Here is a 25,519-nt window from a genome sequence, read left to right on the forward strand (position 1 = left end):
GACGTCCTGTTCGCCATGCTCCGCGACAAGATCCCCTACCAACCACGCCCAACCAGCCCCGTCCCCGCTTGACGAAACCCATAGGGACACCCCCCAACCAGACAAACCACCCACCCCGCGCACTCGGGTGGCACGCCATGGGTGTCTCAGGTCTGTCCGGGCACCCATACCGTTCCACCCACCGCCCGCCAACGCCGTGAGTGGAACGCCATGGGTGTCCCAGGTCTGCGCAGACACCCATGGCGTTCCACCCACCGGAGCAAGCGCAGCGCAACGCCCACCCCCGACCCACCCCAACTCCGCCCCACCCCGTTGATCATGAAGTTGGCGGGGCGCCGTCAACTTCATGATCAACGCAGAGGGGCGGGTGGGGTTCTGCTGTGGGGAGATCTGCTCAGGGTGAACGGGGGCAGGCCAGGCCGGCTGGTGGGGGCAGGGTGGGACGTATGCGACTGCTGATGCTGGGTGGTACGGGTTTCGTCGGTGGGGCGGTGGTGGCCGAGGCGGTACGCCGGGGCTGGTCGGTGACCGTGTTCAACCGGGGGATGCACGGGGAGGCGCCGGCCGGCGTACACCGGTTGCGGGGTGACCGGGACGCGCCCGGCGGCCTGGCCGCGCTCGCCGGTGGCGAGTGGGACCTGGTGGTGGACACCTGGGACGGCGCGCCCCGGGCCGTCGGGGACTCGGCACGGGCCCTGGCCGGCGCGGTGCCGCACTACGTCTACGTCTCCAGCGGCTCGGTGTACGCGCCGCCGGTCGGGCTGGGCACCGGGGAGGAGGCGCCGACCGTCGCGGCGGAGCCGGACGCGGGGGACGGCGACTACGCGAGCAACAAGGCCGGCGCGGAGCGCGCCGCCGTGCAGGTGTACGGCGAGCGGGCGTTGCTGGCACGGGCCGGCCTGATCCTCGGGCCGGGGGAGGACATCGGGCGGCTGCCGTGGTGGCTGCACCGGGTGGCCCGGGGCGGGGACGTGCTGGCCCCCGGGCCGCGGGATCTCCCGGTGCAGTACGTGGACGTCCGCGACCTGGCGAGCTGGCTGCTGGACCGGGGCGCGGAAGGCGTCGGCGGGGCGTACAACGTGGTCGGTCGCAGCGGGCACACGACGATGGGTGAGCTGCTCGACGCGGTGGTGGCGGCGACCGGGTCGGACGCGACGCTGCGCTGGGTGCCGCCGGCGCCGATCCTCGCCGCCGGCGTGGAGCCGTGGAACGACCTGCCGATCTGGATCCCGCGCGGGCATGAGTACCGCTGGTTGCAGGAGCGCGACGTCGAGCGGGCGTACGCGGCGGGCCTGGTCTGTCGGCCGGTCGCCGAGACGGTCGCGGACACCTGGCGGTGGCTGCGCGAGGTGGGTCGGGTGCCGGCGCGGGCCGGCCGGCCGGCGCGCGCCCCGGTGGGCCTGGCCCCGGAGCGGGAGGCGGCGCTGCTGGCCAGCCTGCCGGCCTGACCGGGGGTCGCGGACGTCAGGGCTGCGTGACCGGCAGGTCGAGCACCTCGTCGACCGGGCGGCGCGGGGTGGCGCGGCCCGGTTGGCCGTACCCGATCCGCATCACCATCTGCGGCGTGCCGAAGCGGCCCAGGGACAGTCGCAGCGCCTCCCGTGCGGCCGGCACCTCGATCGGCTGGGAGAGCATCGACACGGCGAGCCCGGCGTCGGTGGCGGTGAGCAGCACCCGTTGCAGGGCCTGCCCGGCGACGACCTGGTCGGTGCCGGTGTTGCCGGGGGTGCCGAGCACGGCGACCAGTGGCTCGGGTTCGAAGTCCCGGCCGGGGGCGCGGTTGCGCCCGCCGAAGCCGCGCTGCGGCAGCAGGTCCTGCGGTTCGCTCTGCGGGCCGCCGGCGGTGGCGGGTACGCCGTCCGGGGCCGGCTCGGAGCGGATCCACTCCACCCGTTCGGCCACGTACGCGGGGTCGCGTTCGAGCACCCGGTGGGCGCTGCGGGCGACCTCGGCGAACGCGTTGACCGCGCTGGTGCCGATGACCAGCTCCAGCCAGCACTGCTCGGCGCGGGCCGCCTCGCCGAGCCGCCAGCGGGCCTCGGCCGGCACCGGGTCCGGCCAGAACGGCGCCCGGTTGCTGAACCGGCTGCCGATCGCCCCGTACAGGCTCTGCTCGGTCGGGGTGGGCCGGCGCGGCACCTGGGGCACCAGCCGGGCCACCACGTCCGGTTCGGCCGGGTAGGGGCGCAGCCGGACCGTGGCCGGGGTGCCCGCCACCGCGAGCGCCAGCCGCAGGTTGAACAGCGCCGCCCCGCAGGCGATCCGCGCCCCCCAGCCGCTCGGGTCGGTGGCCGGCAGCCCGCGCAGCGGGTCCACGGCGACCTCGATGCCGCCGTCGTGCAGCCGGAACCGCCACGGTTGGGTGTTGTGCAGCGACGGCGCGCGTACCGCGTCGGCGACCGCGGCCCGCAGCTGGCCGCCGGTGTATCCGGTCGTCATGGTCGTGCTCCCTCCGTACGGCGCCGGGCTTCCGGTTCCAACGGTGCGTCACCGGAAGTGGCCCTGAGCAGGGCCGGAGGTCCCCATCTGGGCGGGTCCGACCGGCCCGGGGCGGCGCGTCGACGACGGGACCTTCGGCCCGTGCGGGGGTGCCGGGCAGCGGGTAGAAAGGACTGATGATCCGGGTGTTCCTGCTCGACGACCACGAGGTCGTCCGTCGTGGCCTGGCCGACCTGCTGACCAGCAGCGGCGACATCGAGGTGGTCGGCGAGTCCGGCCTGGCCCAGGAGGCGGCGCGGCGGATCCCCGCGCTCCGCCCCGACGTGGCGATCCTCGACGCCCGGCTGCCCGACGGCAACGGCATCGACGTGTGCCGGGACGTCCGCGCCGTGGACTCGTCCATCAAGGGGTTGATCCTCACCTCGTACGAGGACGACGAGGCGCTCTTCGCGGCGATCATGGCCGGTGCGGCGGGCTACGTGCTGAAGCAGATCCGCGGCACCGACCTGGTGGACGCGGTCCGTCGGGTGGCGGCCGGGCAGTCGCTGCTCGACCCGGCGATCACCACCCGGGTGCTGGAGCGCATCCGCAGCGGCGTGGAACAGCCGCGGGAGCTGAAGTCGCTCACCGAGCAGGAACGGCGGATCCTGGAGTACGTGGCGGAGGGGCTCACCAATCGCGAGATCGCCGGGAAGATGTTCCTGGCGGAGAAGACGGTGAAGAACTACGTCTCCAGCGTGCTGGCGAAGCTGGGTCTGGAGCGGCGCACCCAGGCGGCGGTGCTGGCCACCCGGCTGCTCGGCAAGACCCACTGACCTCGCCCGGTCAGTCGAGCGGGACGCTCCAGCTCAGCTCGGTGCCGTGCGGCTCGACCCGGCGCAGCGTGAACCCGCCGCCGAGCCGTTCGGCCCGCTCGCGCAGGTTGACCAGGCCACTGCGGGCCGCCGCCGGGTCGCAGCCGATCCCGTCGTCGGTGACCGTGACGTCGACCCGGCCGGCGTCCACCGCGACCCGCACCGACACCCGGTCGGCGTGCGCGTGGCGTACCGCGTTGGAGAGCGCCTCGCGCAGCACGGCGACCAGTTCGGGACGCAGCTCGTCCGGGACGGCGCTGTCGATCGGGCCGACCAGCTCCAGGCCGGGCCGGTGCCCCAGCGTCTCGGCGGCCACCTCGATCGCCTCGCGGATCTCGGTGCGCAGCGCCGCGCTCATCGGGGTACGCAGCTCGAAGATGGTGCGGCGGATGTCGCGGATGGTGGCGTCCAGGTCGTCGACCGCCTGGTTGATCCGCTTGGCCACCTCGGGCCGGGCGTTCATCGCCCCGCTCTGCAGTTGCAGGCCGGTGGCGAAGAGCCGCTGGATCACCACGTCGTGCAGGTCGCGGGCGATCCGTTCGCGGTCCTCCAGGACCACCAGCAGCTCCCGTTCCTCCTGGCCGCGCGCCCGTTCCATGGCCAGCGCGGCCTGCCCGGCGAAGCTGGCCAGCAGCGCGAGGTCGTCGTCGCCGGCGGGGCCGTGGTCGGGCCGGTGCGCGATCACCAGCACGCCGTGCAGCGTGTCGGCGGCGGCGAGCGGGGACACCACCGCCGGGCCGGCGACCACCGGGCGGGGCCAGGGTGCCGCCTCGGCCAGGTCGTCGACCTGCTCGTGCCGGCGTTCGGTGGCCGAGCCGGCGAAGCTGGTCTCGGCGGCCGGCAGCACCGTGCCGACCAGTTCCCGGGCGATCGGGTCGGCGCCGTCGACGACCTCGACGGTGAACTGGGCCTCGTCCTCGTCGTAGAGCAGCACCAGGGCCAGCTCCGCCTCGGCGACCTCGCGGGCGCGGCGGGCGACCAGCGACAGCGCGTCGGTGCGGCGTACCTCACCCAGCAGCACCGAGGTGATCTCGGCGGCGGCGGCGAGCCAGCGCTCCCGCCGGTGCGCCAGCGCGTAGAGGCGGGCGTTCTCGATCGCCACGCCGGCCGCGGCGGCGAGCGCGGCCACGATCTCCTCGTCGTCCTCGGTGAACTCGGCGGCGCCCTGCTTCTCGGCGAGGTAGAGGTTGCCCCACACCTGGTCGCGGATGCGCACCGGCACGCCGAGGAAGCTGTGCATCGGCGGGTGGTTCGGCGGGAAGCCGTAGGACCGGGGGTGGCGGGTGATGTCCGGCATGCGCAGCGGCTTCGGCTCGTCGATGAGCAGGCCGAGCACGCCCCGCCCGTGCGGCAGCTCGCCGATGCGCGCGTGCAGCTCGGGGTCGATGCCGTGGACGATGAAGTCGTGCAGCATCCGGTCGGGGCCGATCACCCCGAGCGCGCCGTAGCGGGCGCCGGCCAGCTCGCACGCCGACCGCACGATCCGCTGCAGGGTGCTGCGCAGGTCGAGGTCGGAGCCGATGCCGACCACCGCGTCGAGCAACGCGCGCAGCCGTTCCCGGCTGGTGACCACCTCGCCGACCCGGTCCAGCATCTCCTGGAGCAGCTCGTCGAGACGGACCCGGGAGAGCGGGGTCAACCCGAGCGACGGCGTGACGGGCTCGTGCCGGGGGTTCGGTGCGGCGGCCACCGGGCGATGCTATCGCCCGGCGGACGCCGTGGACGAGACGGTCAGGACGGCTGGCCGCGGACCGCCGAGGTGTCGACGGTCTGCGCGGCGTCCAGCCGCGGGGTGTGCGGCGGGCCGGCGTGCTCCGGGTCGGCCACGCCGAGCCGCATGCTCAGGTAGGGGTGGCCCAGCCCGGCCAGCGTCCGCCGGAGCACCTCGCGGGTGCCGTCGACCTCGACCACGCCGGAGAGCGGCACCAGTGACACCCCGTGCCGGGTGGCCTCCAGCCAGGCGGCGGAGAGCGCCTCGCCGGCGCGCAGCCAGCTCAGCGGCTCGTCCTCGGCGCCCCAGAGGATGGCGTAGACGGCGGCCTTGTCGTGGCCGGGGCCGATCGGCAGCGAGCCGGGGGCGCCGAAGTCACGGCCCGGCACGGTGGTCTGTGCCGCCTGGTCGGGCAGCACCTCCGGCGGCAGGCCGGTGCCGGTGCCGGCCCGGCTGGTCCAGTACGCCAGTTCCTCGCGCAGCTCCGGGCTGTCCGCCTCGACGGCGGCGGCCTGCTGGGCGGCGCCGGCCAGCTCGATCTTCTGCATGTCGTCGAGGAGTTGCAGGTTGACGCCCTCGGCGGTGGCGGCCCGGTCGATGTCGTCGAGCACGGCGGCGGGGATCTGCTCGTCGCTGACCGGCCGCCGGTCGGTGTGCCGCACCCGCATGCACTGCACCAGGCGCATGGCGTCCGGGTCGGCGCCGGTGTGGCGCAGCCCGGTGAGCCGGGCCATCAGGTCGGGCTGGTGCGGGTCGGGCAGGCGTTCCACCACCGGGGTCCAGCCTTCGGCGGCCAGCGCCACCCGGGCGTGGTGCAGCGCGGCGCCGCAGCTCACCACCAGCAGCCGGCCTTCCGGGTCCATGGCGCTGAGGTGCCGCTCCTTGACGACCCGCAGCTCGAGTGCGTCGGGCCGCACCGTCCAGTGCCAGGGCTGGGTGTTGTGCACCGACGGGGCGTGGCCGGCCGTTCCGGCGGCCTCCGCGAGCGCGGTGGTCAGCGGGCGATCGGCAGCCGGCGTCTCGTGGCTCATCGTCACGACCTTTCCTGTTTCTCCCCATCGTGCCCCATGCTCGGGATGCCAGGTGGGGGTTGCGGCTCCATCCTCGGGCATGTGCGGGCCTGCCGCACGGGTCCTTCGGCCTTCCGGAATACCCCCGTTCGCCCTACCTGCTCCTGGGACGATCCGCACGTGGGGACGGAACCGCGCGAATGCGTACCCGAACGGCCGGCCCGCGCCCGGCGGGCCGCGACGGCCGAGTGGGCCCCGCTGGCGCTGCTCACGCTGGCCCTGCTGGCCGGCGCGGCGCTGTGGTTCGCGGGGGTGCGGGGCGCGGCCGGTCTGGTCTGGGCGGCGGTCACCGTGGCGGCCCTGGTGCCGGCCGCCTGGACGATGCTGCGCCAGTTGTGGCGCCGGCAGTTCGGGGTGGACGTCATCGCCGTGCTGGCGCTGCTCGGCGCGTTGCTGGTGCGGGAGTACCTGGCCGGCGCCGTGATCGCGGTGATGGTCGCCACCGGGCGGGCGTTGGAGGAGTACGCCCGGCGCCGGGCCACCCGCGACCTGCGGGCGCTGCTGGAACGCGCGCCCCGGCAGGCGCGGCGGCGCACCGCGGACGGCGGGATCGCTGTGGTGCCGCTGGACCGGGTCGTGGCCGGCGACCGGCTGGTGGTCGGCCCCGGTGACGTGGTGCCGGTGGACGGCACGGTCGAGGAGGCGGCCACGCTCGACGAGTCGGTGGTGACCGGCGAGTCACGGCTGGTCGGCCGCGCCGCCGGGGAACAGGTGGCCAGCGGCGTGGTCAACGCCGGCGCCGGCTTCGGGCTGCGGGCTGCCCGCAACGCCGCGGAGAGCACCTACGCCGGCATCGTCAAACTGGCCGGGGAGGCCACCGCGCGCAAGGCCCCGATGGTGCGGCTGGCCGACCGGTACGCCGCCGCGTTCGTGCCGTTCACGCTGCTGCTGGCCGGGCTGGCCTGGCTGTTCTCGGGCGAGTTCGTGCGGGCGGTGGCGGTGCTGGTGGTGGCCACCCCGTGCCCGCTGCTGCTGGCCACACCGATCGCGGTGGTCTCCGGGCTGTCCCGGGTGGCCCGCCGGGGCGTGCTGGTGCGCGACGGCGGCTCGCTGGAGCAGCTCGGCCGCGCCCGTACCCTGCTGTTGGACAAGACCGGCACGCTCACCGCCGGCCGGCCCCGGGCCGCGGAGACGGTGGTCGCGCCGGGCGGCGACCGGGACGAGGTGCTGCGGCTCGCCGCGTCCGTCGAGCAGCTCTCGCCGCACGTGCTGGCCGCCGCGCTGGTCCGGCAGGCCCGCGAGCGGGGGCTGCCGCTGGCCGAGCCGACCGGCGTGACCGAGGAGCCGGGCCGTGGGGTGGCCGGTCGGGTCGACGGTCGCCTGGTCCGGGTCGGCCAGCTCGACGGCGAGCCGCCGTCGTGGGCGGACCGGGTCCGGGAGCGGGCCGAGCGGTCCGGCCGGTCCACGGTCTGGGTCAGCGACGCGCACGGGCCGTTGGGCGCGATCCTGCTGGAGGACCCGGTCCGCCCGGACGCCCGGCGGACCGTGCGGCGGCTGCGCGAGGCGGGCCTGACCCGGCTGGTGATGGTGACCGGCGACCGTCCGCGCACGGCCCGGCAGGTCGCCCAGGTGGTCGGCGTGGACGACGTGATCGCGCGCTGCGCCCCCGCGGAGAAGGCCGATCGGGTACGCGCGGAGTCGGCGCGCGCGGTGACCGTGATGGTCGGCGACGGGGTCAACGACGCCCCGGCGCTGGCCGAGGCGCACGTCGGGGTGGCGATGGGCGCCACCGGGGCGACCGCCTCCGCCGACGTGGCCGACGCGGTGCTCACCGTGGACCGGCTGGACCGGCTCGCCGACGCCGTCGAGATCGCCCGGTACGCCCGGCGCATCGCGGTGCAGAGCGCCACCGTCGGCATGGGGCTGGCGGTGCTGGCCATGCTGGTGGCCGCCGCCGGCCGGCTGCCCCCGGTGGCCGGCGCGTTCCTCCAGGAGGGCATCGACGTGCTGGTGATCCTCAACGCGCTGCGGGCGCTGGGCGGCGGCCTGCGGCAGCGGGACGTCCCTCCGCACACCCGGGAGCTGCTCGACCGGTACGAGCGCGAGCACGGCGGCGTCCGGGACGTGCTGACCCGGCTGCGGGACACCGCCGACCTGGTGGCGACCCGTCCGGACGACCCGGCGTGCGTGCCGACGCTGCGGGACGTGCACCGGCGCCTGGCCGACGAGGTGCTGCCGCACGAGGCGGCCGAGGAACGGCAGCTCTACCCGGCCCTGGCCGGCCCGCTCGGCAGCGCCGAGGCGACCTCGACGATGAGCCGGGCGCACGTGGAGATCGTCCGGCTGGTGGAGCGGATCGGCGGGCACCTCGCCGACCTGGACGGCCGGCTGCCCGCCGACGAGGTGCCCGACCTGCTGGCCGCGCTCTACGGCTTGGACGCGGTGCTGCGCCTGCATCTGGCCCAGGAGGAGGAGGACTACTTCTCCCTCAACCCCGCCGACGGGCCCGAGACTCCGGGGCGCTGAGCCCGCCGCCGGCATGTACTGCTTTTGAGCGGTATGACGGTGAGGCATAATTATGCCTCACCGTCATACCCGCGAAAGGCGGAACCTTCAGGTCCGACGTCACGCACGGTAAGGAAGCGGGGTGGCTGGCCTCACGGCTCGCGCACCACGGCGACGGGGCAGTGCGCGTGCTGGATGAGTTGCTGGCTGACCGAGCCCAGCAGCATCCCGCGCAGCCCGCCCCGGCCCCGGCTGCCGACCACCACGAGCTGCGCCGAGCGGCTCGCCTCCACCAGCAGCGACGCCGCGCTCCCGGGGACCGTCGAGATGTCGATCGGCACGTCGGGGAACGTCTCCCGCCACGGGGCCAGCTCCGCCTCGGCGGCGGCCCGCTCGCTCGCGGCGGTCTCCTCCGGGTCGAAGTCCGGCGGCACCCACCGGTCGCCCGGCGGCTCCCAGACCCGCAGCACCCGCAGCGGCACGTCCCGCTGGGCGGCCCGTTCCACGGCGAAGCCGAGCGCCCGCAGCGCCGGCTCGGAGCCGTCCGAACCGACCACCACCGGCCCGGACGTGGCCGCCTGGCCGTCCCGCACCACCACCACCGGGCAGTGCGCGTGCGCGGTGACGGAGACCGCGGTGGAGCCGGCGAGCAGGCCGCCGAAGCCGCCGTGCCCCCGGCTGCCGAGCACCAGCAGGCCCGCCTCGGCGGAGCGTTCCTGCAACACCAGCGCGGGTGGGCCGTCGAACACCTCGCCGTGCACGGTGAGGCCGGGCCGGTCGGCGGCGGCGTCCGCCGCCGCCTTGCGGACCAGTTCCTCGACCTGCCGGCGGGCGTTCTCGTCCGGCCAGATCCCCGGGGCCACCCCGGGGCCGATCCAGCCGGCCACGGTCAACCACTCGAAGACGTACGCCAGCCGCACCGGCCGGCCCGAGCGGCCCGCCTCGTCCAGCGCCCAGTCCAGGGCCACCGACGCGTCGGTCGAGCCGTCGTAGCCGACCACGATCTCGTCATTGTTCATGCGTCACCTCTCACGGCCGGGTCGGTCTCGCGGATCCAGCGCCACTCGGCGACCCGGGGGTCGTCCTCGCCGTACTCGCGGGTGTGGTCGCGGCAGGCCTGCCGGGTGTCCACCATCTCCTGGCGCAGGTGCGCGGCGCGCGAGCGCAGCCCCGGCACCCGGTCGATGGTGTCGATGACCAGGTGGAAGCGGTCCAGGTCGTTGAGCATCACCATGTCGAACGGCGTGGTGGTGGTGCCCTCCTCCTTGTAGCCGCGCACGTGCAGGTTCTCGTGGTTGGCCCGGCGGTAGGTGAGCCGGTGGATCAGCCACGGGTAGCCGTGGTAGGCGAAGATGACCGGCTTGTCGCGGGTGAAGATGGTGTCGAACTCGTTGTCCGGCAGGCCGTGCGGGTGCTCCGACGGCGGTTGCAGGCGCATCAGGTCGACCACGTTCACCACCCGTACCTTCAGGTCCGGCAGGTGCCGGCGCAGCAGGTCGGCCGCCGCGAGCGTCTCCAGCGTCGGCACGTCGCCGGCGCAGGCGAGCACCACGTCCGGCTCGTCGCCGTCGTCGGTGCTGGCCCAGTCCCAGATGCCGAGGCCGCGGCGGCAGTGCTGGACCGCCTCGTCCATGGTCAGCCAGTTCGGCGCCGGCTGCTTGCCGGCCACCACCACGTTGATGTAGTGCCGGCTGCGCAGGCAGTGGTCCATGGTGGAGAGCAGCGTGTTGGCGTCCGGCGGCAGGTAGACGCGGACCACCTCGGCCTTCTTGTTAACCACGTGGTCGATGAAGCCCGGGTCCTGGTGCGAGAAGCCGTTGTGGTCCTGCCGCCAGACGTGGCTGGAGAGCAGGTAGTTCAGCGAGGCGATCGGCTCCCGCCAGGGGATGTGCCGGGTCACCTTGAGCCACTTGGCGTGCTGGTTGACCATCGAGTCGACGATGTGGATGAACGCCTCGTAGCTGGTGAAGATGCCGTGCCGGCCGGTCAGCAGGTAGCCCTCCAGCCAGCCCTCGCAGAGGTGCTCGGAGAGCACCTCCATCACCCGGCCGTCGGGGGAGAGGTGGTCGTCGCCGGGCTGCCGGCGGCCGACGAACGCCCGGTCGGTGACCTCGAACGCCGCGCCGAGCCGGTTCGAGGCGACCTCGTCCGGGCCGAACAGGCGGAACGTCTGCGGGTTGCGGGCGATCACGTCGCGGACCCAGGGGCCGAGCGTGCCGGCCGCCCCGGCGACCGTGCCGCCGGGCTCCTCGACGTCGACCCCGTAGTCACGGAAGTCCGGCAGCTCCAGGTTGCGCAGCAGCTTGCCGCCGTTCGCCACCGGGTTGGCGCTCATCCGCCGGTCGCCGGTGGGCGGCAGCGCGGCCAGCTCGGCGACCGGGCCGCCGGTGGCGTCGAACAGCTCCTCCGGCCGGTAGCTGCGCAGCCAGCGCTCCAACTCGGCCAGGTGCGCCGGGTTGTCGCGCACCTCGGCGATCGGCACCTGGTGGGCGCGGAACGTGCCCTCGACCTGCTTGCCGTCGACGGTCGCCGGCCCGGTCCAGCCCTTCGGCGTCCGCAGCACGATCATCGGCCAGCGGGGACGCTCGACGTCGCCGCCGGAGCGGGCCCGACGCTGGATCTCGGCGATCTCGTCGGCCGCCCGGTCCAGCGTCGCGGCGAGCAGGTGGTGCACGGTCGCCGGGTCGTCGCCCTCGACCACGTACGGCTGGTAGCCGTAGCCGCGCATCAGGTCCAGCAGGTCCTCGGCGGGGATCCGGTCCAGCACGGTCGGGTTGGCGATCTTGTAGCCGTTGAGGTGCAGGATCGGCAGCACCGCGCCGTCCCGCGCCGGGTTGAGGAACACGTTGGACAGCCAGCTCCCGGCCAGCGGGCCGGTCTCCGCCTCGCCGTCGCCGATCACGCAGGCGACCAGCAGGTCCGGGTTGTCGAACGCGGCACCGTACGCGTGGCTCAGCGCGTACCCCAGCTCGCCGCCCTCGTGGATCGAGCCCGGCACCTCCGGCGCCACGTGGCTGGGGATGCCGCCGGGGAAGGAGAACTGGCGGAACAGCCGCTGCATGCCGGTCTCGTCGCGCGGGATGTGGTGGTAGAGCTCGCTGTAGGTGCCCTCCAGCCAGGTGTTGGCGACCAGCGCGGGGCCGCCGTGGCCGGGGCCGGTGACGAAGATGGCGGACAGGTCCCGCTCGACGATGACGCGGTTGAGGTGCGCGTAGAGCAGGTTGAGGCCGGGGCTGGTGCCCCAGTGGCCGAGCAGGCGGGGCTTGATGTGCTCGGGCCGGAGCGGCTCCCGGAGCAGCGGGTTGTCGAGCAGGTAGATCTGCCCGACGGTCAGGTAGTTCGCGGCCCGCCAGTAGGCGTCCAGCCGGCGCAGCTCGTCGTCGGTCAGGGGGCTGTGCAGGTCCAGCGCGGTGTCCATGCGGCGTCAGCCTCTCGTGGCTCGGGGTCGGCTGCCACTCGGGAAGGCAGTTGACCTCCCCGGCGCGTCCAGCCTCGCCCCTCGGCCGGGGTGTCGGTCAGGGCCGTAGGTCCCGGGTCGCGCGGGCGTCATGTCCCCTCCGGGGCGCCCGGGTCGAGCCCCCGGACGACGATCAGCGGGGCCGGTGAGTGGTAGAGCAGGGCCTGGCTGACCTCGCCCAGGCTGGACCGCACCGGCCCGTCGCCGCGTGCGCCGACCACCGCGAGCTGCGCCGACCGGGAGCGGTCGAGCAGGACGTCCGCGGGTTCGCCGCGGACGGTCTGGCAGTCGGCGGCCACCCGGGGGTGCCGGGCGGCGTGTTGGTTGACTGCGGCTTCCAGCAGGCCGTCGTCGGCGTCGCGGCGATCCGGCTCGACCACCCGGACGGCGAGCAGTCGGGCGCCCCGGCGTTCGGCGCAGTCGAAGGCGTACCCGAGCGTGTGGTGGGCGCCCGGCGAGCCGTCGTAGCCGACCAGCAGCGGCCCGGGCGGGGCCGGCTCGGAGCGGCCGACCAGGACGGGACAGCCGGCGCGGGCGGCCAGCTCGACGGCCGGCGCGTCGGCCGGTACGCAGGCCGGGCAGGTGGCCATGCCGCCGTCACCGAGCGCGACCAGGAACGCGGTGCCGGCGGCCCGCAGCAGCGCCTCGACCGGTGAGCCCTCGACGATCTCGCCGCTGACCGGCACGTCCGGCGCGGCGTCGGCGGCGAGCCGGCCGGCCCGTTCCAGCACGCGCTCGGCGTCGAGGCGGCTGCCGCCGGCCGGGACGGGCCCACCGGTCGCGGCCCAGTTGAACGCGTGCAGCAGGTGCAGCGGGCGATCGTGGGCGGCGGCCTCGCCGGCGGCCGTGCGGACCGCCGTCAGGGCCTCCGCGGACCGGCCGACGCCGACCACCACCGCGCCGTGGCTGGGTGCGGCCATCCCGGCTCCCTCCCGACCCCGCTTTTCACCCACGGTAGTCGGGCAGCCGGGTCGGCCGGACCGGGTCAGCGGAACTGGAGGCGGTTGACCGCGTCGAAGAGCCGGGCGCCGAACAGCCGACGGGTGTGCACCATCGCCCAGGCGGCGGCGGTGACCAGGTAGCGGGTGCGGGGGCGGCGGGCCAGCACCGCCCGCTCGATCACCCGGGCCACCGCGTCCGGCGGGGCGGCGAGTGCCGGGTTCCGGTAGGACTTCGCCATCGCCGCGTCCACCGCGGCCACCATCCGACGGTACGGCCCGGTCGGCTCGGTGCCGGCGCCGAGCGAGGACGCGGCGACCGCGCCGAAGCCGGTGCGGATCAGGCCCGGCTCGATGACCGCCACGTCCACCCCGAACGGCCGCACCTCCTGGCGCAGCGCGTCCGAGATCGCCTCCACCGCGTACTTGCTGGCGTGGTAGTAGCCGCCGCCGGGGAAGACCAGCCGGCCGCCCATCGAGCTGACGTTGACGATCCGGCCCCGGCCGGCCCGGCGCATGCCGGGCAGCACGAGCTGGGTGAGCCGGGCGAGCCCGAAGACGTTGGTCTCGAACTGGGCCCGCACCCGGTCCATCGGGGCCTCCTCGATCGGGCCGTACTCGCCGTAGCCGGCGTTGTTGATCAGCACGTCGACCTGGCCGTGTGCGGCTTCCACGGCGGCCACGGCGGCGCGCATGGACGCCTCGTCGGTCACGTCGAGGGCGAGCAGCCGGGCGCCGGTGTCGGCCAGGTCGGCGATCGCGTCGACCTTGCGGGCGGTGGCGTACACGGTGAGGTCGGGGCGGCGGGCGAGCCGCGCGACGGTGGCCCGGCCGATGCCGGAGGAGGTGCCGGTGATCAGGACGGTGGTCATGCGTGGTCTCCCGGAGAGGTCAGGCCGGCGACGAGCAGCGCGACGCCGTCGCGCAGCCGCTGCCGGGGCAGGTCGGGGTCGATGAGGTCGGCCTCCAGGCCGCGGGTGAGCGCGACGAGCACGTCGGCCACCGCGCGGGCCCGGGGCCCGGCGGCGTCCGCCAGCGTGCCGGCCACCAGGTCGGTCATCTCGGCGGTGTACGCCTCGACGAGGTCGCCGGTCAGCTTTCCGCTGGCGTCCAGCAGCTCGGTGGCGTGCGGACTGTCCCGGTGCAGCGTGAGCGTGAGTTCCAGCTTGGCGGCGAGCACGTCGTGCAGCCGGTCGGCCAGCCCGCCGCCGGGGGTGGCGGCGGCCTGCCGGGCCCGGTCGAGCGTGTCGGCGAAGAGCCGCTCGGCCAGTCGCCGGTAGGCGTCGTCCTTGTTGCGCACGTACTGGTAGACCGCCGGCCGGGACATGCCGGCGGCGGCGGCGATGTCGTCCATGGTGGTGCGCCGCATCCCGTGCCGGGTGAAGCACGCGTACGCGGCGCTGAGGATCGTCTCCAACCGGTCGTTCGACATGCTGACAAGTCTTGCACAGAATGTCAGGGCGTCAACAGTGTCCCCGGTCACGTCGGGGGCGTGGGGTGCTCAGCGGGGGACGGGCAGTGCGGGGTGGACGCGCAGCACGACGGCGGTGGCGTTGTCCTCACCGCCGGCCTCCAGGCTGGCGTCGAGCAGGGCCCGGACCGTCCGCGCCGGTTCCCGGCGGGCGGCCAGCAGGTCCCGGAGCCGGTGGTAGCCGAGCTGGTCGCTCATCCCGTCGGTGCAGAGCAGCCAGGTGTCCCCGCGACGCAGCGGCACGGCGAGCAGGTCCGGTGCCGGCTCGTCCGGGTGGCCGACGTAGCGCAGGAGCTGGTAGCGGGCCCGGGCCGCCTCCGGGGAGCCGGCCGGCCACCACCCGTGCAGCAGCCCGAGCCAGGCCACCGTGTGGTCGACCGTGATCAGCTCGAGCAGCCCGTCACGCAGCCGGTACGCCCGCGAGTCGCCGAGGTGCACGAGCCAGCCCCGGTCGCCGTCCGGCTCGACCACCAGCGCGGTGAGCGTGCACCCGGTCAGCCCGACGCGCGCGGCCCCGGCCCGGCGTACCCGGCGTTGGGTCTCGGCGGCGGCGGCGTGCAACCCGGCCGCGTCGACGGTCGGCCACGCGGCGCGGACCCGCCCGACGAAGGTCTGGGTGGCGGTCGCGCCGGCCACCCGGCTGCCCTCGCCCTCACCCATGCCGTCGCAGACCACGGCCAGCGGCAGCTCCTCGTCGACGTGCAGCGTGTCGTAGTTCTCCGGGTAGCGGTGCCCGACCACGCTGCCGCCGGCAACCTCCAGCGTGAGCCGCCCGGCGGTCAGTCGGCGTGCGGCCTGGACCGGCCGGTCCGGCGGACGGCGACGGAACACCTACGGAACGTAACATCCGCGTGGTCGGCGGCGCGGCAGGCGGCGGCGTGTCATCTGTCAACCAGGGTTGACGAACGCCGACTGTCAACCTACATTGACAGCATGAGTCAGGCGACGGAACTCGCGGCGGCGGCCGGCAGCACCGACCCGAAGGTCGGCCTGCGCGCGGTGCTCGCCCTGCGCCGGCTGCTCGAACGGCTCGAGGTGGTCCAGGTGGACAACGCCCGGCGACAGGGCTGGTCCTGGCAGGAGATCGCCGACGCCCTCGAGGTCAGCCGGCAGGCGGTCCACAAGAAGCACGCCGGGCGACCGGCGGTGCGCGAAAGCTGGGAGGCGTGATGTTCGAACGATTCACCGAGCGGGCCCGCGGCGTGGTGCACCACGCGCTCACCGAGGCCCGCGCCGAGGGCCGGCGCCCGGTCGGCACCGAGCACCTGCTGCTCGGCCTGCTGGCCGACGGCGACAACCTGGCGGTCCGGCTGCTGTCGGCCGGCGGCATCGAGGCCGACCGGCTGCGCGCGGGGGTGGCCCGGCACTCGGCCCAGGGCGTCGACGGGCTCGGCACGGCCGACGCGGCGGCGCTGCGCGAGATCGGCGTCGACCTGGCCGCCATCGTGGCCCGGATCGAGGAGTCCTTCGGCCCCGACGCGCTGCGCGAGGCGGTGCCCCGGCCGCGCCGGTGGTGGCGCCGCCGGCCCGAGCGGGGCACGTTCTCGCCGCGCGCCAAGAAGGTGCTCGAGTTGTCGCTGCGCGAGGCGCTCCGGCTGCGCCACCGGCACATCGGCACCGAGCACATCCTGCTCGGCCTGCTGCGGGAGGGCAACGGCCTGGGCGCGCAGGTGCTCACCGAGGCCGGCGCCGACCTGGACGACCTGCGCCGACGGGTCGAGGCGGCGCTGCGCGAGGTGGCCTGACGCCGGTCAGGAATCTCAAACCTGTTTGCGGTCCTCGCAACGACCCCGCCCGCCGGGTCGCCGCCGCGCCCGGCGTCCTGCACACTGACGCCGTGGACGGTGCAGAAGACAAGCTTCCGGTGACCGCGGAGAACCGGACCCCGCGCTCCGCCGTGGTGGTCAACCCGGTGAAGGTGGCCGACCTCGACGAGTTCCGGCAGACCGTGGACGGCGCGCTCGCCGCCGCCGGCTGGCCGGCCCCGACCTGGCACGAGACCACTGTCGAGGACCCGGGTCGCGGCCAGGCGGAGGAGGCGGTGAAGGCCGGTGCCGAGGTGGTCTTCGCCTGCGGCGGCGACGGCACCGTGATGGCCTGCGTCACCGCGCTCGCCGGCACCGACGTGGCGCTCGCCGTGCTGCCCCAGGGCACCGGCAACCTGCTCGCCGCCAACCTCGGCCTCTCCGGCGACCTGGCCGCCGGGCTGGAGGTCGCCGTCGAGCGCGGGATGCGCCGGCTCGACGTCGGCGTGGTCGACGACCAGTGCTTCGCGGTGATGGCCGGAATGGGCTTCGACGCCCAGATGCTCGACTCCACCTCCGAGACCACCAAGAAGCGGATCGGCTGGCCGGCCTACCTGGTCGGGGCCGCCCGCCACCTGCGGGACCGGCCGATGCGGGTCTCGGTCCGCATCGACGGCCGGCCGCCGCTGCGCCGCCGCGCCCGCTCGGTCCTGGTGGCCAACGTCGGCCGCCTCCAGGGCGGGGTGCGGCTGCTCACCGACGCCGAGCCGGACGACGGCTGGCTCGACGTGGCGGTGCTGACTCCGCGCACGCTCGGCCACTGGGTCGCGATGGGCTGGGCGCTGGTCCGCCGACGCGGCAGCGTGCCCCGGATGGAGGTGTTCCGGGCCCGCACCGTCGAGATCACCAGCAACCGGGCCCAGCCCCGGCAGCTCGACGGCGACCTGATCGAGCCGGGCCGCTCGCTCACCGCCACCATCCGGCCCGAGTCGCTCTGGCTCTGCGTACCGCGCCCGGCGGACCACCCCGACCTGGCGGTGGACGCCGAGGCGGCCGCCGAGCGCGGCGAGCGCCTGATCGACGAGGCACGCCGTGAGTAGCACCAAGCTCGTCCCCGAGACCCGGTTGATGACCGAGGACGAGCTCTCCGCCGACGACGCCTGGCGCACGCTGCGCCGGCACGGCGGCTGGTGCCTGCTGCGGGACGCGTTCATCCGGTTCCGCTACGGCGACGGCTTCAGCCACTCCCGGGCCCTGGCGTTGCAGCTCTGCCTCGCCGTGGTGCCGTTCCTCATCGCGCTCACCGGCCTGATCACCGACCTCGGCGCGGACGAGGGCGGCAAGGTCGTCGCCGACACGGTGCTGGCGATCACGCCGGGCCAGAGCGAGACAGTGGTGCAGGAGCTGTTGTCCGACACCGACCGCACCGAGGACGCCGGCGAGCTGGCGCTGACCCTCGGTCTGATCACCGGGCTGGTCGCGCTGACCACCACGATGGCGCAGATCGAGCGCGGCGCCAACCGGATCTACGGCGTCGAACGCGACCGTCCGGCATTCCCCAAGTACGTCCGCGCCGCCGTCCTCGCGGTGGTCGCCGGCGTGCCCGCGCTGACCGGGTTCCTGATCCTGGTCGGCGGCGGCGCGCTCGGCGACTCGGTACGCCAGCACTACGAGTGGGGCGACGTCGCCACCGTGGTCTGGGACGTGGTCCGCTGGCCGCTCAGCCTCGGCCTGACCGTGCTCGCCGTGGCGGTGCTGTTCCGGCACGCGCCCCGGCGCAAGCAGCCCGGCCTGTCCTGGCTCTTCTTCGGCGCCGGCATCGCCATCGCGCTGTGGTGGCTGGCCAGCCTGCTGCTCGCCGCGTACGTCAAGTACAGCGGCGGGTTCGGCCAGACCTACGGCGCGTTGACCGGCATGATGGCGCTGCTGCTCTGGGCGAACCTCACCGGGATGGCGCTCTTCGGCGGGCTGGCCTTCGCCGCCCAGCTGGAGGCCATGCGGATCGGCGTGGAGGAGCCGGCCCAGCCGGACCTGTGGGAGCCGGAGGCGCAGCGCGAGGAGCTGTTCGACACCGGTGAGATGACCGCGCTCTGACGCCGCGCCGACGCGGCGTGTGAGAGCCACGCCGATCGGGTACAGCGCGCCTCGCAGAAGAAAAGGGAGGTGCGGTGTGACAGCGGTCAAGGAAGCCGGGCGCCGGCCGCTCGGCCACTTCGCCGAGCGGAGCCTGGTCGGGCTGCTCGCGGTGGCCGGCGCGGGCGTCGCATTCGGCGTACTGCTCATGCTCGTCCGGTTCCGCTGGAGCCCGCTGCAGGACGCCGACCACGCGGCGGCCGAGTGGTTCAACAACCTCGTGGCGCCGCACCACCCGCTGGTCACCGTGCTCCAGGCGATCACCGACCTGGGCGGCCGGCCGGTGCTGATCTGGCTGATCACCATCGCGGTGGTGGGCCTGCTGATCCGCCGCCAGTCCCGGCTGGCGGTCTACCTGATCGTCACCGGCGTGGGCGGGCTGATCCTCGACCCGTCGCTCAAGGCGCTGGTGGGGCGGCTGCGCCCGGTGGTGGACGTGCCGATCGCCAGCGCGCCCGGCAACAGCTTCCCCAGCGGCCACGCGCTCGGCTCGTTCGTCGCGTACGGCGCGCTGCTGCTGGTGTTCCTGCCGGCCATGGCGCCGCGCTGGCGCAAGCCGGCCATCGCCATCGCCGCCGTGCTGGTCTTCCTGGTCGGGCTGACCCGGATCGCGCTGGGCGTGCACTTCGTGTCGGACGTGCTCGGCGGCTGGCTGCTCGGCGCGGCCTGGCTGGGCGTCACCGCGTACGCGTTCCGGCTGTGGCGGCGCGAGCGCGGCCGGCCGGTGCCGCCGCTGAGCGAGGGCCTGGAGCCCGAGGCGGGCGAGGAGATCACCTTGGCCCCGGACGAGGAGAAGGTGCTGGAGCACCCCCGCTCGTCGGTGGCCGAGCTGCTGGTCGGCTGGGTGATCGTCTTCGGCGCGCTGTACGCGTTCGGCATGTACGTCAGCTACCACGCCAAGGGCACGTTCTTCGACACGCTCGACACCGAGGTGCCGCGCTGGTTCGCCGCCCGGCACACCGACGCGCTCACGAACCTGAGCTGGTGGTGGAGCAAGTTCGGCGACACCCACGCCATCCTGCTGGTCTCGCTGGTGTTCTGCCCGATCGTGCTGGCCGTGTGGCGCCGCTGGCGGCCGGTGCTGTTCGTGGTGCTGGCCATGTTCGGCGAGCTGAGCCTCTTCTTGTCCAGCGCCCGGGTGGTGGAGCGGCCCCGGCCGCCGGTGGAGAACCTGGACGGCCAGATGCCCACCTCGTCGTTCCCGTCCGGGCACATCGCGGCGACCATCTGCCTCTGGGTCGCCATGGCGATCATCGTGTTCCCCCGTACCGACCGCTGGTGGCGGTGGCTGTTCGTGGCGATGGCCGTGATCATGCCGGTCGGCGTGGCGACCTCCCGGATGTACCGGGGCATGCACCACCCGACCGACTTCATGGGCGCGATCCTGCTCGGCACGCTCTGGCTGTCGCTGCTGTGGTGGGTGGTCCGGCCGAACGCCGACGTCGCGCAGGGCAACCAGCCGGCGATCGAGTCGGAGCAGGTGGACGAGTTGGACGACGAGCTGGCCAAGGCCGGCCGGCCGGACTGACCCGATGCTGCGCGTGATGACCTGGAACATCCGCACCGGCGGTCGGGACCGTGACGGCACCGACCGCCGGGACCGGATCGCCTCGGTCGTCGCCGCGCAGCGCCCGGACGTGCTGGCCCTCCAGGAGCTGCGCGGCCTGGACCGCACGCTGGGCGGGCTGGCGGAGCGGACGGGTCTGGTGCCGTACCTGGCCCGGTCCTGCTTCGGCCAGCCGGTGGCGGTGCTGGTCCGCCCGTCGCTGCGGGTGCTGTCCTCCGGGCGGGTCCGCCGGCCGTTCCACCATGCCGCCGCCGTGGTGCGGGTGGCCACCGGGGCGGGCCCGCTGACCGTGTTCAGCACCCACCTGAACCCGTGGTCGGGCGGGCGGCGGCGGATCGAGGCGGGCTGGCTGGCGGCGGCGGTGCGACGAACCGGGGGAGAGCTGGCAGTGCTCGCCGGGGACCTGAACACGCTGGAGCCGGCCGCCGACCACACCGAGCGGCTGGCCGGGCTCGCCGCCGCGTACCGGCGTCGGCACCTGCGCCGCGACGGCCGTACCGTGGACACCCGCGCGGTGGCCCGGCTGCGCGACGGCGGCCTGGTCGACCTCTGGCCGCGGGCCGGGGGCGACGGGCCGGGCGGGCTGACGGTGCCGACCGGCCACGGCGGCGCGGAGTTCGCCGGGATGCGGCTGGACTACCTGCTCGCCACGCCGCCCCTGGCCGAGCGGTTGGTAGCGGTCCACGTGATCCGCGACGCGGAGGCCGACACCGCCTCCGACCACTACCCCGTCCTGGCCGAACTGGACCTCACGCCTGCCTAGAGCCCTGTTTCACGGGAAGAGTGGGCATCCGGGCCCGGATGCCCACTCTTCCCGTGAATTCGTCCCCGGGGCATGCGGGTCAGGCGAGGTCGGACAGGACGATGGCGACGAAGATCAGGATCACCAGCTCGCTGATGATCCAGGAGTGCGCGTTCGCCCAGTCGCGGATCCTCGGCAGCAGCCGTTCGGCGCGCGCGCCCAGCAGCACCAGCGCGAGCAGCGGCAGCGCCAGCAGCAGCACGGTCAGGATCAGGAACGGCAGCAGGTGCCACCACGGTTTGTCGTGTCCGGCCAGGCTGCCGGCCACCGAGGCCATGGTGATCTCGTCGCTGGGCATGGCGAAGAACAGCAGCACGCCCAGGCCGAACGCGAACGCGGGCTTCGGGTCCTCCAGCCGGCGCATCCAGCCCGGCGGCTGGTTCCGCTTCCGGCGCAGGAACGTGACCACCATGAGCACGAGCAGCAGCGCCAGCACGATCCAGTCGATCAGGTGCCGGCTGCCGCTGTCCTTCGTGCCGTTGCCGGCGGAGTGCCGGACCAGCCGGAACACGGCGTACCAGATCGTCAGCGGCACCAGCGTGCCCAGCGCCGCGCCCGCCAGGTAGGCCACCGAGCTGCGTCGCGGGTCGCGGCTGGCGGCCAGGAAGATCGCGCTGATGAGCTGCGGCCCGGCGACCATCACGAACGCCAGCGGCAGCACGGTCAGCAGGTTCATGCCCTCATTCTGTTGCCGCCCGATCGGGGTCGCGGCCGCTTCTAGAGGATCAGGTTGAGCAGCACGGTCAGCACGATCGAGGCGACGATCGAGAAGAGGACCATCAGGAGGCAGCCGAATCCGCCGCCGGCGGGCCGGATCTCGGTGTTTCCGATGCGCACGACGTCACCTCCTCGGAACGACGGCCGGGTGGTGCCGCGGCCTGCGGCACCACCGCCCGGCCGGTCACAGCTCGCGTAGCCGGGGCAGCAGCTCCTCCTGGGCCCAGTCGAGGAACATCGGCTGGCGGTCGCCGCCGACCTGGACCAGCGCCACGTGGGTGAAGCCGGCGTCGACGAACTTCTTGAACGCCTCGACGTGCCGCTCGACGTCCGGGCCGCAGGAGATGCCCTCGGCCACGTCCTCCTCGCGGACGAACTGGGTGGCCGCGTCGAACGCGTCCGGGCCGGGCAGGTCGGCGTTGACCTTCCAGCCCATGCCGAACCAGCGGAACTGGTCGTGCACGATCTTGCGGCACTCGTCCTCGTCCGGGCCGTAGCAGATGGCCACCTGGCCGTAGCGGGGGCGACCCGCGCCGCCGGCCTCCTCGTACATGTCGACGAGGTGGGACAGCGGATCGGTGGCGATCATGGCGTCCGCGTACTCGGCCGCGAGCGTGGCCGACTGCCGGCCGGACGCCGCCACCGCCATCGGCACCGGGCGCTCGGGCCGGTCCCAGACGTACGCGTCGGGCACGTCGAAGTGGTTGCCGGAGAACGTCAGCGTCTCGCCGTTGAGCAGCGGCCGGATGATCTGGAGCGCCTCCTCGAACATCTCGTGCCGCTGCTGCACGTGCGGCCACCCGCCCACCACGTGCTCGTTGAGGTTCTCCCCGGCGCCGAGGCCGAGCGTGAACCGCCCGTCCGAGAGCACGCCGATGGTGCTGGCCTTCTGCGCCACCACGGCCGGGTGGTAGCGCCGGATCGGGCAGGTGACGAACGACAGCAGCTCCGGCCGGGTGGTGGCGTGGGCGACCGCGCCGAGCACCGACCAGGCGTAGGGCGAGTGGCCCTGCGACTCCAGCCACGGGTAGTAGTGGTCGGACATGACGAGGTGGTCGAAACCGGCGGCCTCGGCGCGCACCGCGTGGTCGACCAGCTCCTTCGGTCCGGCCTGCTCGCACATCAGGGTGTAGCCGACGTTCACCATGGCGCCTCTCCTCCCGGGTGGATCGTCCCGGGATACCCCGCCGGACGCGGGTCAACCCTGGTGTCCGCTTCCCCGGCCGGATCTCTTGACGGGCCGTCGGATGCTGCCTACAGTCCCGCTTAACCGGTTCAGGCCGGGGAGGCGCACCATCCTGTGGTGGGGATGACCGCCCCTGTGGCGGCCCGTGGTGACGCGGGCCGCCACAGGACTTAACCGGTTGCCTTCGAGGGTCCATCGGCCTACGCTGATGCCGGCGTCCGGGACCGTCATCACCATCACCGCACCCCCACTCGGGCACGGGGGAGATCTCCCTTCAGAGGACAGCCATGAAGAAAATGCTCTCCGCCGCGGGCGTCGCCCTGCTGACGGCGCTCACCGCCGTCTTCGCCTTCGGGCAGCCGGCGCAGGCCGCGACCGGGTTCTCCGTCTCGAACGGCCGGCTCTACGACGCCAACGGCACCGAGTTCGTGATGCGCGGCGTCAACCACGCGCACACCTGGTACCCGCAGCAGACCAGCTCGTTCGCCAACATCAAGGCGCTCGGCGCCAACACGGTCCGGGTGGTGCTGGCCACCGGCGACCGCTGGACGAAGAACAGCGCCGCCGACGTGGCCAACGTGATCTCGCTGTGCAAGGCCAACCGCCTCATCTGCGTCCTGGAGGCGCACGACACCACCGGGTACGGCGAGGACGGTGCCGCCACCACGCTGGCCAAGGCCACCGACTACTGGCTGAGCATCGCCGACGTGCTCAAGGGCCAGGAGAAGTACGTCATCGTCAACATCGGCAACGAGCCGTTCGGCAACCAGGGCTACGGCGCCTGGACCAACGACACCTCGAACGCGATCAAGCGCCTGCGCGCCGGCGGCCTCACCCACACGATCATGGTGGACGGGCCGAACTGGGGCCAGGACTGGTCGTTCACCATGCGCGACAACGCCGGCACCGTGTTCAACGCCGACCCGCAGCGCAACACCGTCTTCTCCATCCACATGTACGGCGTGTTCGACACCGCCGCCGAGATCAGCGACTACCTGGGCCGGTTCCGCACCGCCGGGCTGCCCATCGTGGTCGGCGAGTTCGGCTTCAACCACTCCGACGGCAACCCCGACGAGGACACCATCATGTCCTACGCCCAGGCCAACCGGATCGGCTACCTGGGCTGGTCGTGGAGCGGCAACGGCGGCGGCGTGGAATACCTGGACATGACCACCGGCTTCAACCCGGCCCAGCTCACCAGCTGGGGCCAGCGCATCTTCGCCGGTGCCAACGGCATCACCGCCACCTCCCGCGAGGCGTCGGTCTACGCCGGCAGCTCGCCGAGCCCGACCACCAGCCCGACCACGAGCCCCAGCCCGACGACCAGCCCCAGCCCGACGACCAGCCCCAGCCCGACCGCCAGCCCGAGCCCGACCACGCCGCCGCCGGCCGGTGGCTGCACCGCCACCCTCACCGTCGTCAACTCGTGGCAGGGCGGCTTCCAGGGCGACGTCAAGGTGACCGCCGGTTCCGCCGCGATCACCGGCTGGACGGCGACGTGGACGTTCGCCAACGGCCAGACCGTCAGCCAGGCGTGGAACGCCACGCTCAGCAACAGCGGGTCGGCGTACACCGCCCGCAACGTCGACTACAACGGCCGGCTCGGCGCCGGCGCCAGTACCACGTTCGGCTTCATCGGCAACGGCAGCGCCGGCACGCCGGCGGTGACCTGCTCCGCGAGCTGACCGACCGCGCATCGGGTGGCCGGGTCCGCACGGACCCGGCCACCTTTCTTCGCGTACGCCCGCAGCCCTTGCCTCCCGGTCGCTGCCTGCTCTGGCACGAGGCCGGACGGTGCCTACAAACCTGATGGCGTAGACGAGTCATCTTTGGTGACCCGTTCGCTGGCCCGCACCGACGTGACAATGACACTCATGCCCATCCCGCACACGGCGAAAGAGATCGCCGACGATCTGACCCGCCGCATCGGCGCTGGGGAGTTTCCACGTGGGTCCCGCCTGCCGACGTACGACGCGCTTGCCGCTCAGTACGGGTCGGCCCGGCGCACCGTCGCTCGTGCCGTGGACATCCTCAAGGCGCACGGCATCGTGGTGGGCGTACCGGGGTCGGGACCGTACGTCGCAGAGGCATAGGCGCACCGGCGACGCGACGGGGAAGGCGACGTTTCGCTTCAGGCACCTACGACGGTCACGCTGTGCGCGCCGTACGCCTCGACGTTGCCGTTCGTCCTGGTCACCACGATGACGGGTTCGCCTTCGTGGAGGGCGTACCGACGTCGTTCTTCCGGATCGGGCATCCGCGCCTGCACCTGGTCGCCCTTGCTCACGGTGACGGTGGTGCGCTCCTGTTCGCCCCGGACGAATGTTCCTCGACTCTGTACGACCACGATCAGGCCCTCGCTTCGCAGTTGCTGGAGTGCGCGGCGGACCGTGAGTCGGCTGAGTTGGTACTGCTGGGTGAGGCTCAGTTCGGTCGGCACTCGCTGACCAGGGGCAAGCTGACCTGAACGGATGGCTTGCCGAAGCCGGTCCGCGAGTTGCTTCCACGTGGCGACATCGGGATCGAAGTCGCTCTCATCGCTCACGCCCGCACGCTAGGTGACTTCATGCAGTCAAGCTGTTGTGTTTACATCAATACAGCACTTAGAGTGACATTGCTTGTAGTTGCTGATGGAGGAGCGCGACATGCGTGGGCACGTCAACTACGACCAATACGTGATCGCGGCGGCGCTGACCTTCGCCCGACGACATCGGCCGGTGTGGTCGTGGGTCAGGTGGCGCAGGGTCTGCCGCTGTGGATCCGACCTGCCGTGCCGGGGAAGACATCACCTTCCGATCAAGCGCGCGCACTGGCCGGGGGAGGGGAGGTGACCGCACACGACCCGGTCATGCCCCTCTGGCACTGCTCCGGATGCCAGCGCCCGTGGCCCTGCCCCATCCGTCGTCAGGAGTTGCGGGTCGAGTACGACCAGTCGCCGTTGTCCCTCGCCCTCTACCTGGCCCCGTTCCTGGTGGCTGCCACAC

General features: G+C 73.7%; 23 protein-coding genes. 11 read left to right on the forward strand and 12 right to left on the reverse strand.

Annotation, left to right across the window (positions count from 1 at the left end):
- Window positions 1-446 precede the first annotated feature (446 nt).
- Window positions 447-1,448: an NAD-dependent epimerase/dehydratase family protein gene (locus tag ACH495_RS13640; protein WP_396858055.1), complete on the forward strand. Its 1,002-nt coding sequence runs from the start codon at window positions 447-449 to the stop codon at window positions 1,446-1,448.
- A 16-nt stretch (window positions 1,449-1,464) separates the two neighbouring features.
- Here the strand turns inward: ACH495_RS13640 and ACH495_RS13645 are convergent, their stop codons facing one another.
- Entirely contained in the window at window positions 1,465-2,439 is a 975-nt protein-coding gene (locus ACH495_RS13645) for an Acg family FMN-binding oxidoreductase (protein WP_396858056.1), read from the reverse strand.
- A 176-nt stretch (window positions 2,440-2,615) separates the two neighbouring features.
- On the opposite strand from ACH495_RS13645, the gene ACH495_RS13650 reads away from it, so the two are divergent.
- The gene (locus ACH495_RS13650; RefSeq protein WP_107159411.1) at window positions 2,616-3,254 is read left to right on the forward strand and encodes a response regulator transcription factor; all 639 of its coding nucleotides are present in this window, start codon (window positions 2,616-2,618) and stop codon (window positions 3,252-3,254) included.
- Window positions 3,255-3,264: 10 nt separating this feature from the next.
- On the opposite strand, the gene ACH495_RS13655 is transcribed toward ACH495_RS13650, so the two are convergent.
- On the reverse strand, window positions 3,265-4,932 hold the full coding sequence (locus ACH495_RS13655) for a GAF domain-containing protein (RefSeq protein ID WP_396858557.1): 1,668 nt from the start codon (window positions 4,930-4,932) through the stop codon (window positions 3,265-3,267).
- A gap of 92 nt (window positions 4,933-5,024) precedes the next feature.
- Window positions 5,025-6,035: an Acg family FMN-binding oxidoreductase gene (locus ACH495_RS13660; RefSeq protein WP_396858057.1), complete on the reverse strand. Its 1,011-nt coding sequence runs from the start codon at window positions 6,033-6,035 to the stop codon at window positions 5,025-5,027.
- A 159-nt stretch (window positions 6,036-6,194) separates the two neighbouring features.
- Between ACH495_RS13660 and ACH495_RS13665 the strand changes: the two genes are divergently transcribed.
- Window positions 6,195-8,540, forward strand: coding sequence for a heavy metal translocating P-type ATPase (locus tag ACH495_RS13665; RefSeq protein ID WP_396858058.1), 2,346 nt, complete (start codon window positions 6,195-6,197; stop codon window positions 8,538-8,540).
- Window positions 8,541-8,671: 131 nt separating this feature from the next.
- On the opposite strand, the gene ACH495_RS13670 is transcribed toward ACH495_RS13665, so the two are convergent.
- The 6 genes from ACH495_RS13670 to ACH495_RS13695 all read right to left on the reverse strand — a co-directional run bounded on the left by ACH495_RS13670 (window position 8,672) and on the right by ACH495_RS13695 (window position 15,216).
- On the reverse strand, window positions 8,672-9,538 hold the full coding sequence (locus ACH495_RS13670; RefSeq protein WP_396858059.1) for a universal stress protein: 867 nt from the start codon (window positions 9,536-9,538) through the stop codon (window positions 8,672-8,674).
- On the reverse strand, window positions 9,535-11,937 hold the full coding sequence (locus ACH495_RS13675; protein WP_396858060.1) for a phosphoketolase: 2,403 nt from the start codon (window positions 11,935-11,937) through the stop codon (window positions 9,535-9,537). The genes ACH495_RS13670 and ACH495_RS13675 overlap by 4 nt, the downstream gene beginning before the upstream one ends.
- A 128-nt stretch (window positions 11,938-12,065) precedes the next feature.
- Window positions 12,066-12,896: a universal stress protein gene (locus tag ACH495_RS13680; RefSeq protein WP_396858061.1), complete on the reverse strand. Its 831-nt coding sequence runs from the start codon at window positions 12,894-12,896 to the stop codon at window positions 12,066-12,068.
- A 65-nt stretch (window positions 12,897-12,961) separates the two neighbouring features.
- Window positions 12,962-13,786 (reverse strand): oxidoreductase, encoded by an 825-nt coding sequence (locus ACH495_RS13685; protein WP_396858062.1) that lies wholly within the window; start codon window positions 13,784-13,786, stop codon window positions 12,962-12,964.
- Window positions 13,783-14,346 (reverse strand): TetR/AcrR family transcriptional regulator, encoded by a 564-nt coding sequence (locus ACH495_RS13690; RefSeq protein WP_396858063.1) that lies wholly within the window; start codon window positions 14,344-14,346, stop codon window positions 13,783-13,785. The genes ACH495_RS13685 and ACH495_RS13690 overlap by 4 nt, the downstream gene beginning before the upstream one ends.
- Before the next feature lie 69 nt (window positions 14,347-14,415).
- On the reverse strand, window positions 14,416-15,216 hold the full coding sequence (locus ACH495_RS13695) for a PP2C family protein-serine/threonine phosphatase (RefSeq protein ID WP_396858064.1): 801 nt from the start codon (window positions 15,214-15,216) through the stop codon (window positions 14,416-14,418).
- A gap of 102 nt (window positions 15,217-15,318) precedes the next feature.
- Here ACH495_RS13695 and ACH495_RS13700 point away from each other — a divergent pair, with 102 nt between their 5' ends.
- The 6 genes from ACH495_RS13700 (at window position 15,319) to ACH495_RS13725 (ending at window position 20,593) form a co-directional block, all read left to right on the forward strand.
- Window positions 15,319-15,555 carry an HTH domain-containing protein gene (locus tag ACH495_RS13700; protein ID WP_107159391.1) on the forward strand — a complete coding sequence of 79 codons (237 nt, stop codon included), beginning with the start codon at window positions 15,319-15,321 and terminating at the stop codon, window positions 15,553-15,555.
- Window positions 15,555-16,130, forward strand: a complete 576-nt coding sequence (locus ACH495_RS13705; RefSeq protein ID WP_396858065.1) for a Clp protease N-terminal domain-containing protein — start codon at window positions 15,555-15,557, stop codon at window positions 16,128-16,130. The genes ACH495_RS13700 and ACH495_RS13705 overlap by 1 nt, the downstream gene beginning before the upstream one ends.
- Before the next feature lie 92 nt (window positions 16,131-16,222).
- On the forward strand, window positions 16,223-17,230 hold the full coding sequence (locus tag ACH495_RS13710) for a diacylglycerol/lipid kinase family protein (RefSeq protein ID WP_396858066.1): 1,008 nt from the start codon (window positions 16,223-16,225) through the stop codon (window positions 17,228-17,230).
- Window positions 17,223-18,224 (forward strand): YihY/virulence factor BrkB family protein, encoded by a 1,002-nt coding sequence (locus tag ACH495_RS13715; protein WP_396858067.1) that lies wholly within the window; start codon window positions 17,223-17,225, stop codon window positions 18,222-18,224. Before ACH495_RS13710 ends, ACH495_RS13715 begins: the two co-directional genes overlap by 8 nt.
- A gap of 76 nt (window positions 18,225-18,300) precedes the next feature.
- Window positions 18,301-19,791 carry a phosphatase PAP2 family protein gene (locus tag ACH495_RS13720; protein WP_396858068.1) on the forward strand — a complete coding sequence of 497 codons (1,491 nt, stop codon included), beginning with the start codon at window positions 18,301-18,303 and terminating at the stop codon, window positions 19,789-19,791.
- A gap of 4 nt (window positions 19,792-19,795) precedes the next feature.
- Entirely contained in the window at window positions 19,796-20,593 is a 798-nt protein-coding gene (locus ACH495_RS13725) for an endonuclease/exonuclease/phosphatase family protein (RefSeq protein ID WP_396858069.1), read from the forward strand.
- A 79-nt stretch (window positions 20,594-20,672) separates the two neighbouring features.
- Here ACH495_RS13725 and ACH495_RS13730 read toward each other — a convergent pair whose 3' ends face one another.
- Window positions 20,673-21,308 (reverse strand): GAP family protein, encoded by a 636-nt coding sequence (locus tag ACH495_RS13730; RefSeq protein WP_396858070.1) that lies wholly within the window; start codon window positions 21,306-21,308, stop codon window positions 20,673-20,675.
- A 225-nt stretch (window positions 21,309-21,533) separates the two neighbouring features.
- A complete protein-coding gene (locus tag ACH495_RS13735; RefSeq protein WP_396858071.1) occupies window positions 21,534-22,496 on the reverse strand; it encodes a TIGR03557 family F420-dependent LLM class oxidoreductase in 963 nt (320 codons plus the stop codon).
- Between the two features lie 326 nt (window positions 22,497-22,822).
- Between ACH495_RS13735 and ACH495_RS13740 the strand changes: the two genes are divergently transcribed.
- Both ACH495_RS13740 and ACH495_RS13745 read left to right on the forward strand, forming a co-directional pair.
- A complete protein-coding gene (locus tag ACH495_RS13740; RefSeq protein ID WP_396858072.1) occupies window positions 22,823-24,220 on the forward strand; it encodes a cellulase family glycosylhydrolase in 1,398 nt (465 codons plus the stop codon).
- Between the two features lie 147 nt (window positions 24,221-24,367).
- The gene (locus tag ACH495_RS13745) at window positions 24,368-24,628 is read left to right on the forward strand and encodes a winged helix-turn-helix domain-containing protein (RefSeq protein ID WP_396858073.1); all 261 of its coding nucleotides are present in this window, start codon (window positions 24,368-24,370) and stop codon (window positions 24,626-24,628) included.
- Window positions 24,629-24,666: 38 nt separating this feature from the next.
- Here ACH495_RS13745 and ACH495_RS13750 read toward each other — a convergent pair whose 3' ends face one another.
- Window positions 24,667-25,080, reverse strand: a complete 414-nt coding sequence (locus ACH495_RS13750) for a GntR family transcriptional regulator (RefSeq protein WP_396858074.1) — start codon at window positions 25,078-25,080, stop codon at window positions 24,667-24,669.
- Window positions 25,081-25,519 lie beyond the last annotated feature (439 nt).

Source organism: Micromonospora sp. NPDC018662 (assembly GCF_044391475.1).
GTDB lineage: Bacteria > Actinomycetota > Actinomycetes > Mycobacteriales > Micromonosporaceae > Micromonospora.

What these genes read in the sequence shown, in the direction of transcription:
- ACH495_RS13640 (WP_396858055.1), top strand. Translation starts at nt 447, where the DNA reads ATGCGACTGCTGATGCTGGGTGGTACGGGTTTCGTCGGTGGGGCGGTG.
- ACH495_RS13645 (WP_396858056.1), bottom strand. Translation starts at nt 2,439, where the DNA reads ATGACGACCGGATACACCGGCGGCCAGCTGCGGGCCGCGGTCGCCGAC.
- ACH495_RS13650 (WP_107159411.1), top strand. Translation starts at nt 2,616, where the DNA reads ATGATCCGGGTGTTCCTGCTCGACGACCACGAGGTCGTCCGTCGTGGC.
- ACH495_RS13660 (WP_396858057.1), bottom strand. Translation starts at nt 6,035, where the DNA reads ATGAGCCACGAGACGCCGGCTGCCGATCGCCCGCTGACCACCGCGCTC.
- ACH495_RS13670 (WP_396858059.1), bottom strand. Translation starts at nt 9,538, where the DNA reads ATGAACAATGACGAGATCGTGGTCGGCTACGACGGCTCGACCGACGCG.
- ACH495_RS13675 (WP_396858060.1), bottom strand. Translation starts at nt 11,937, where the DNA reads ATGGACACCGCGCTGGACCTGCACAGCCCCCTGACCGACGACGAGCTG.
- ACH495_RS13680 (WP_396858061.1), bottom strand. Translation starts at nt 12,896, where the DNA reads ATGGCCGCACCCAGCCACGGCGCGGTGGTGGTCGGCGTCGGCCGGTCC.
- ACH495_RS13685 (WP_396858062.1), bottom strand. Translation starts at nt 13,786, where the DNA reads ATGACCACCGTCCTGATCACCGGCACCTCCTCCGGCATCGGCCGGGCC.
- ACH495_RS13690 (WP_396858063.1), bottom strand. Translation starts at nt 14,346, where the DNA reads ATGTCGAACGACCGGTTGGAGACGATCCTCAGCGCCGCGTACGCGTGC.
- ACH495_RS13700 (WP_107159391.1), top strand. Translation starts at nt 15,319, where the DNA reads ATGAGTCAGGCGACGGAACTCGCGGCGGCGGCCGGCAGCACCGACCCG.
- ACH495_RS13705 (WP_396858065.1), top strand. Translation starts at nt 15,555, where the DNA reads ATGTTCGAACGATTCACCGAGCGGGCCCGCGGCGTGGTGCACCACGCG.
- ACH495_RS13725 (WP_396858069.1), top strand. Translation starts at nt 19,796, where the DNA reads ATGCTGCGCGTGATGACCTGGAACATCCGCACCGGCGGTCGGGACCGT.
- ACH495_RS13730 (WP_396858070.1), bottom strand. Translation starts at nt 21,308, where the DNA reads ATGAACCTGCTGACCGTGCTGCCGCTGGCGTTCGTGATGGTCGCCGGG.
- ACH495_RS13735 (WP_396858071.1), bottom strand. Translation starts at nt 22,496, where the DNA reads ATGGTGAACGTCGGCTACACCCTGATGTGCGAGCAGGCCGGACCGAAG.
- ACH495_RS13740 (WP_396858072.1), top strand. Translation starts at nt 22,823, where the DNA reads ATGAAGAAAATGCTCTCCGCCGCGGGCGTCGCCCTGCTGACGGCGCTC.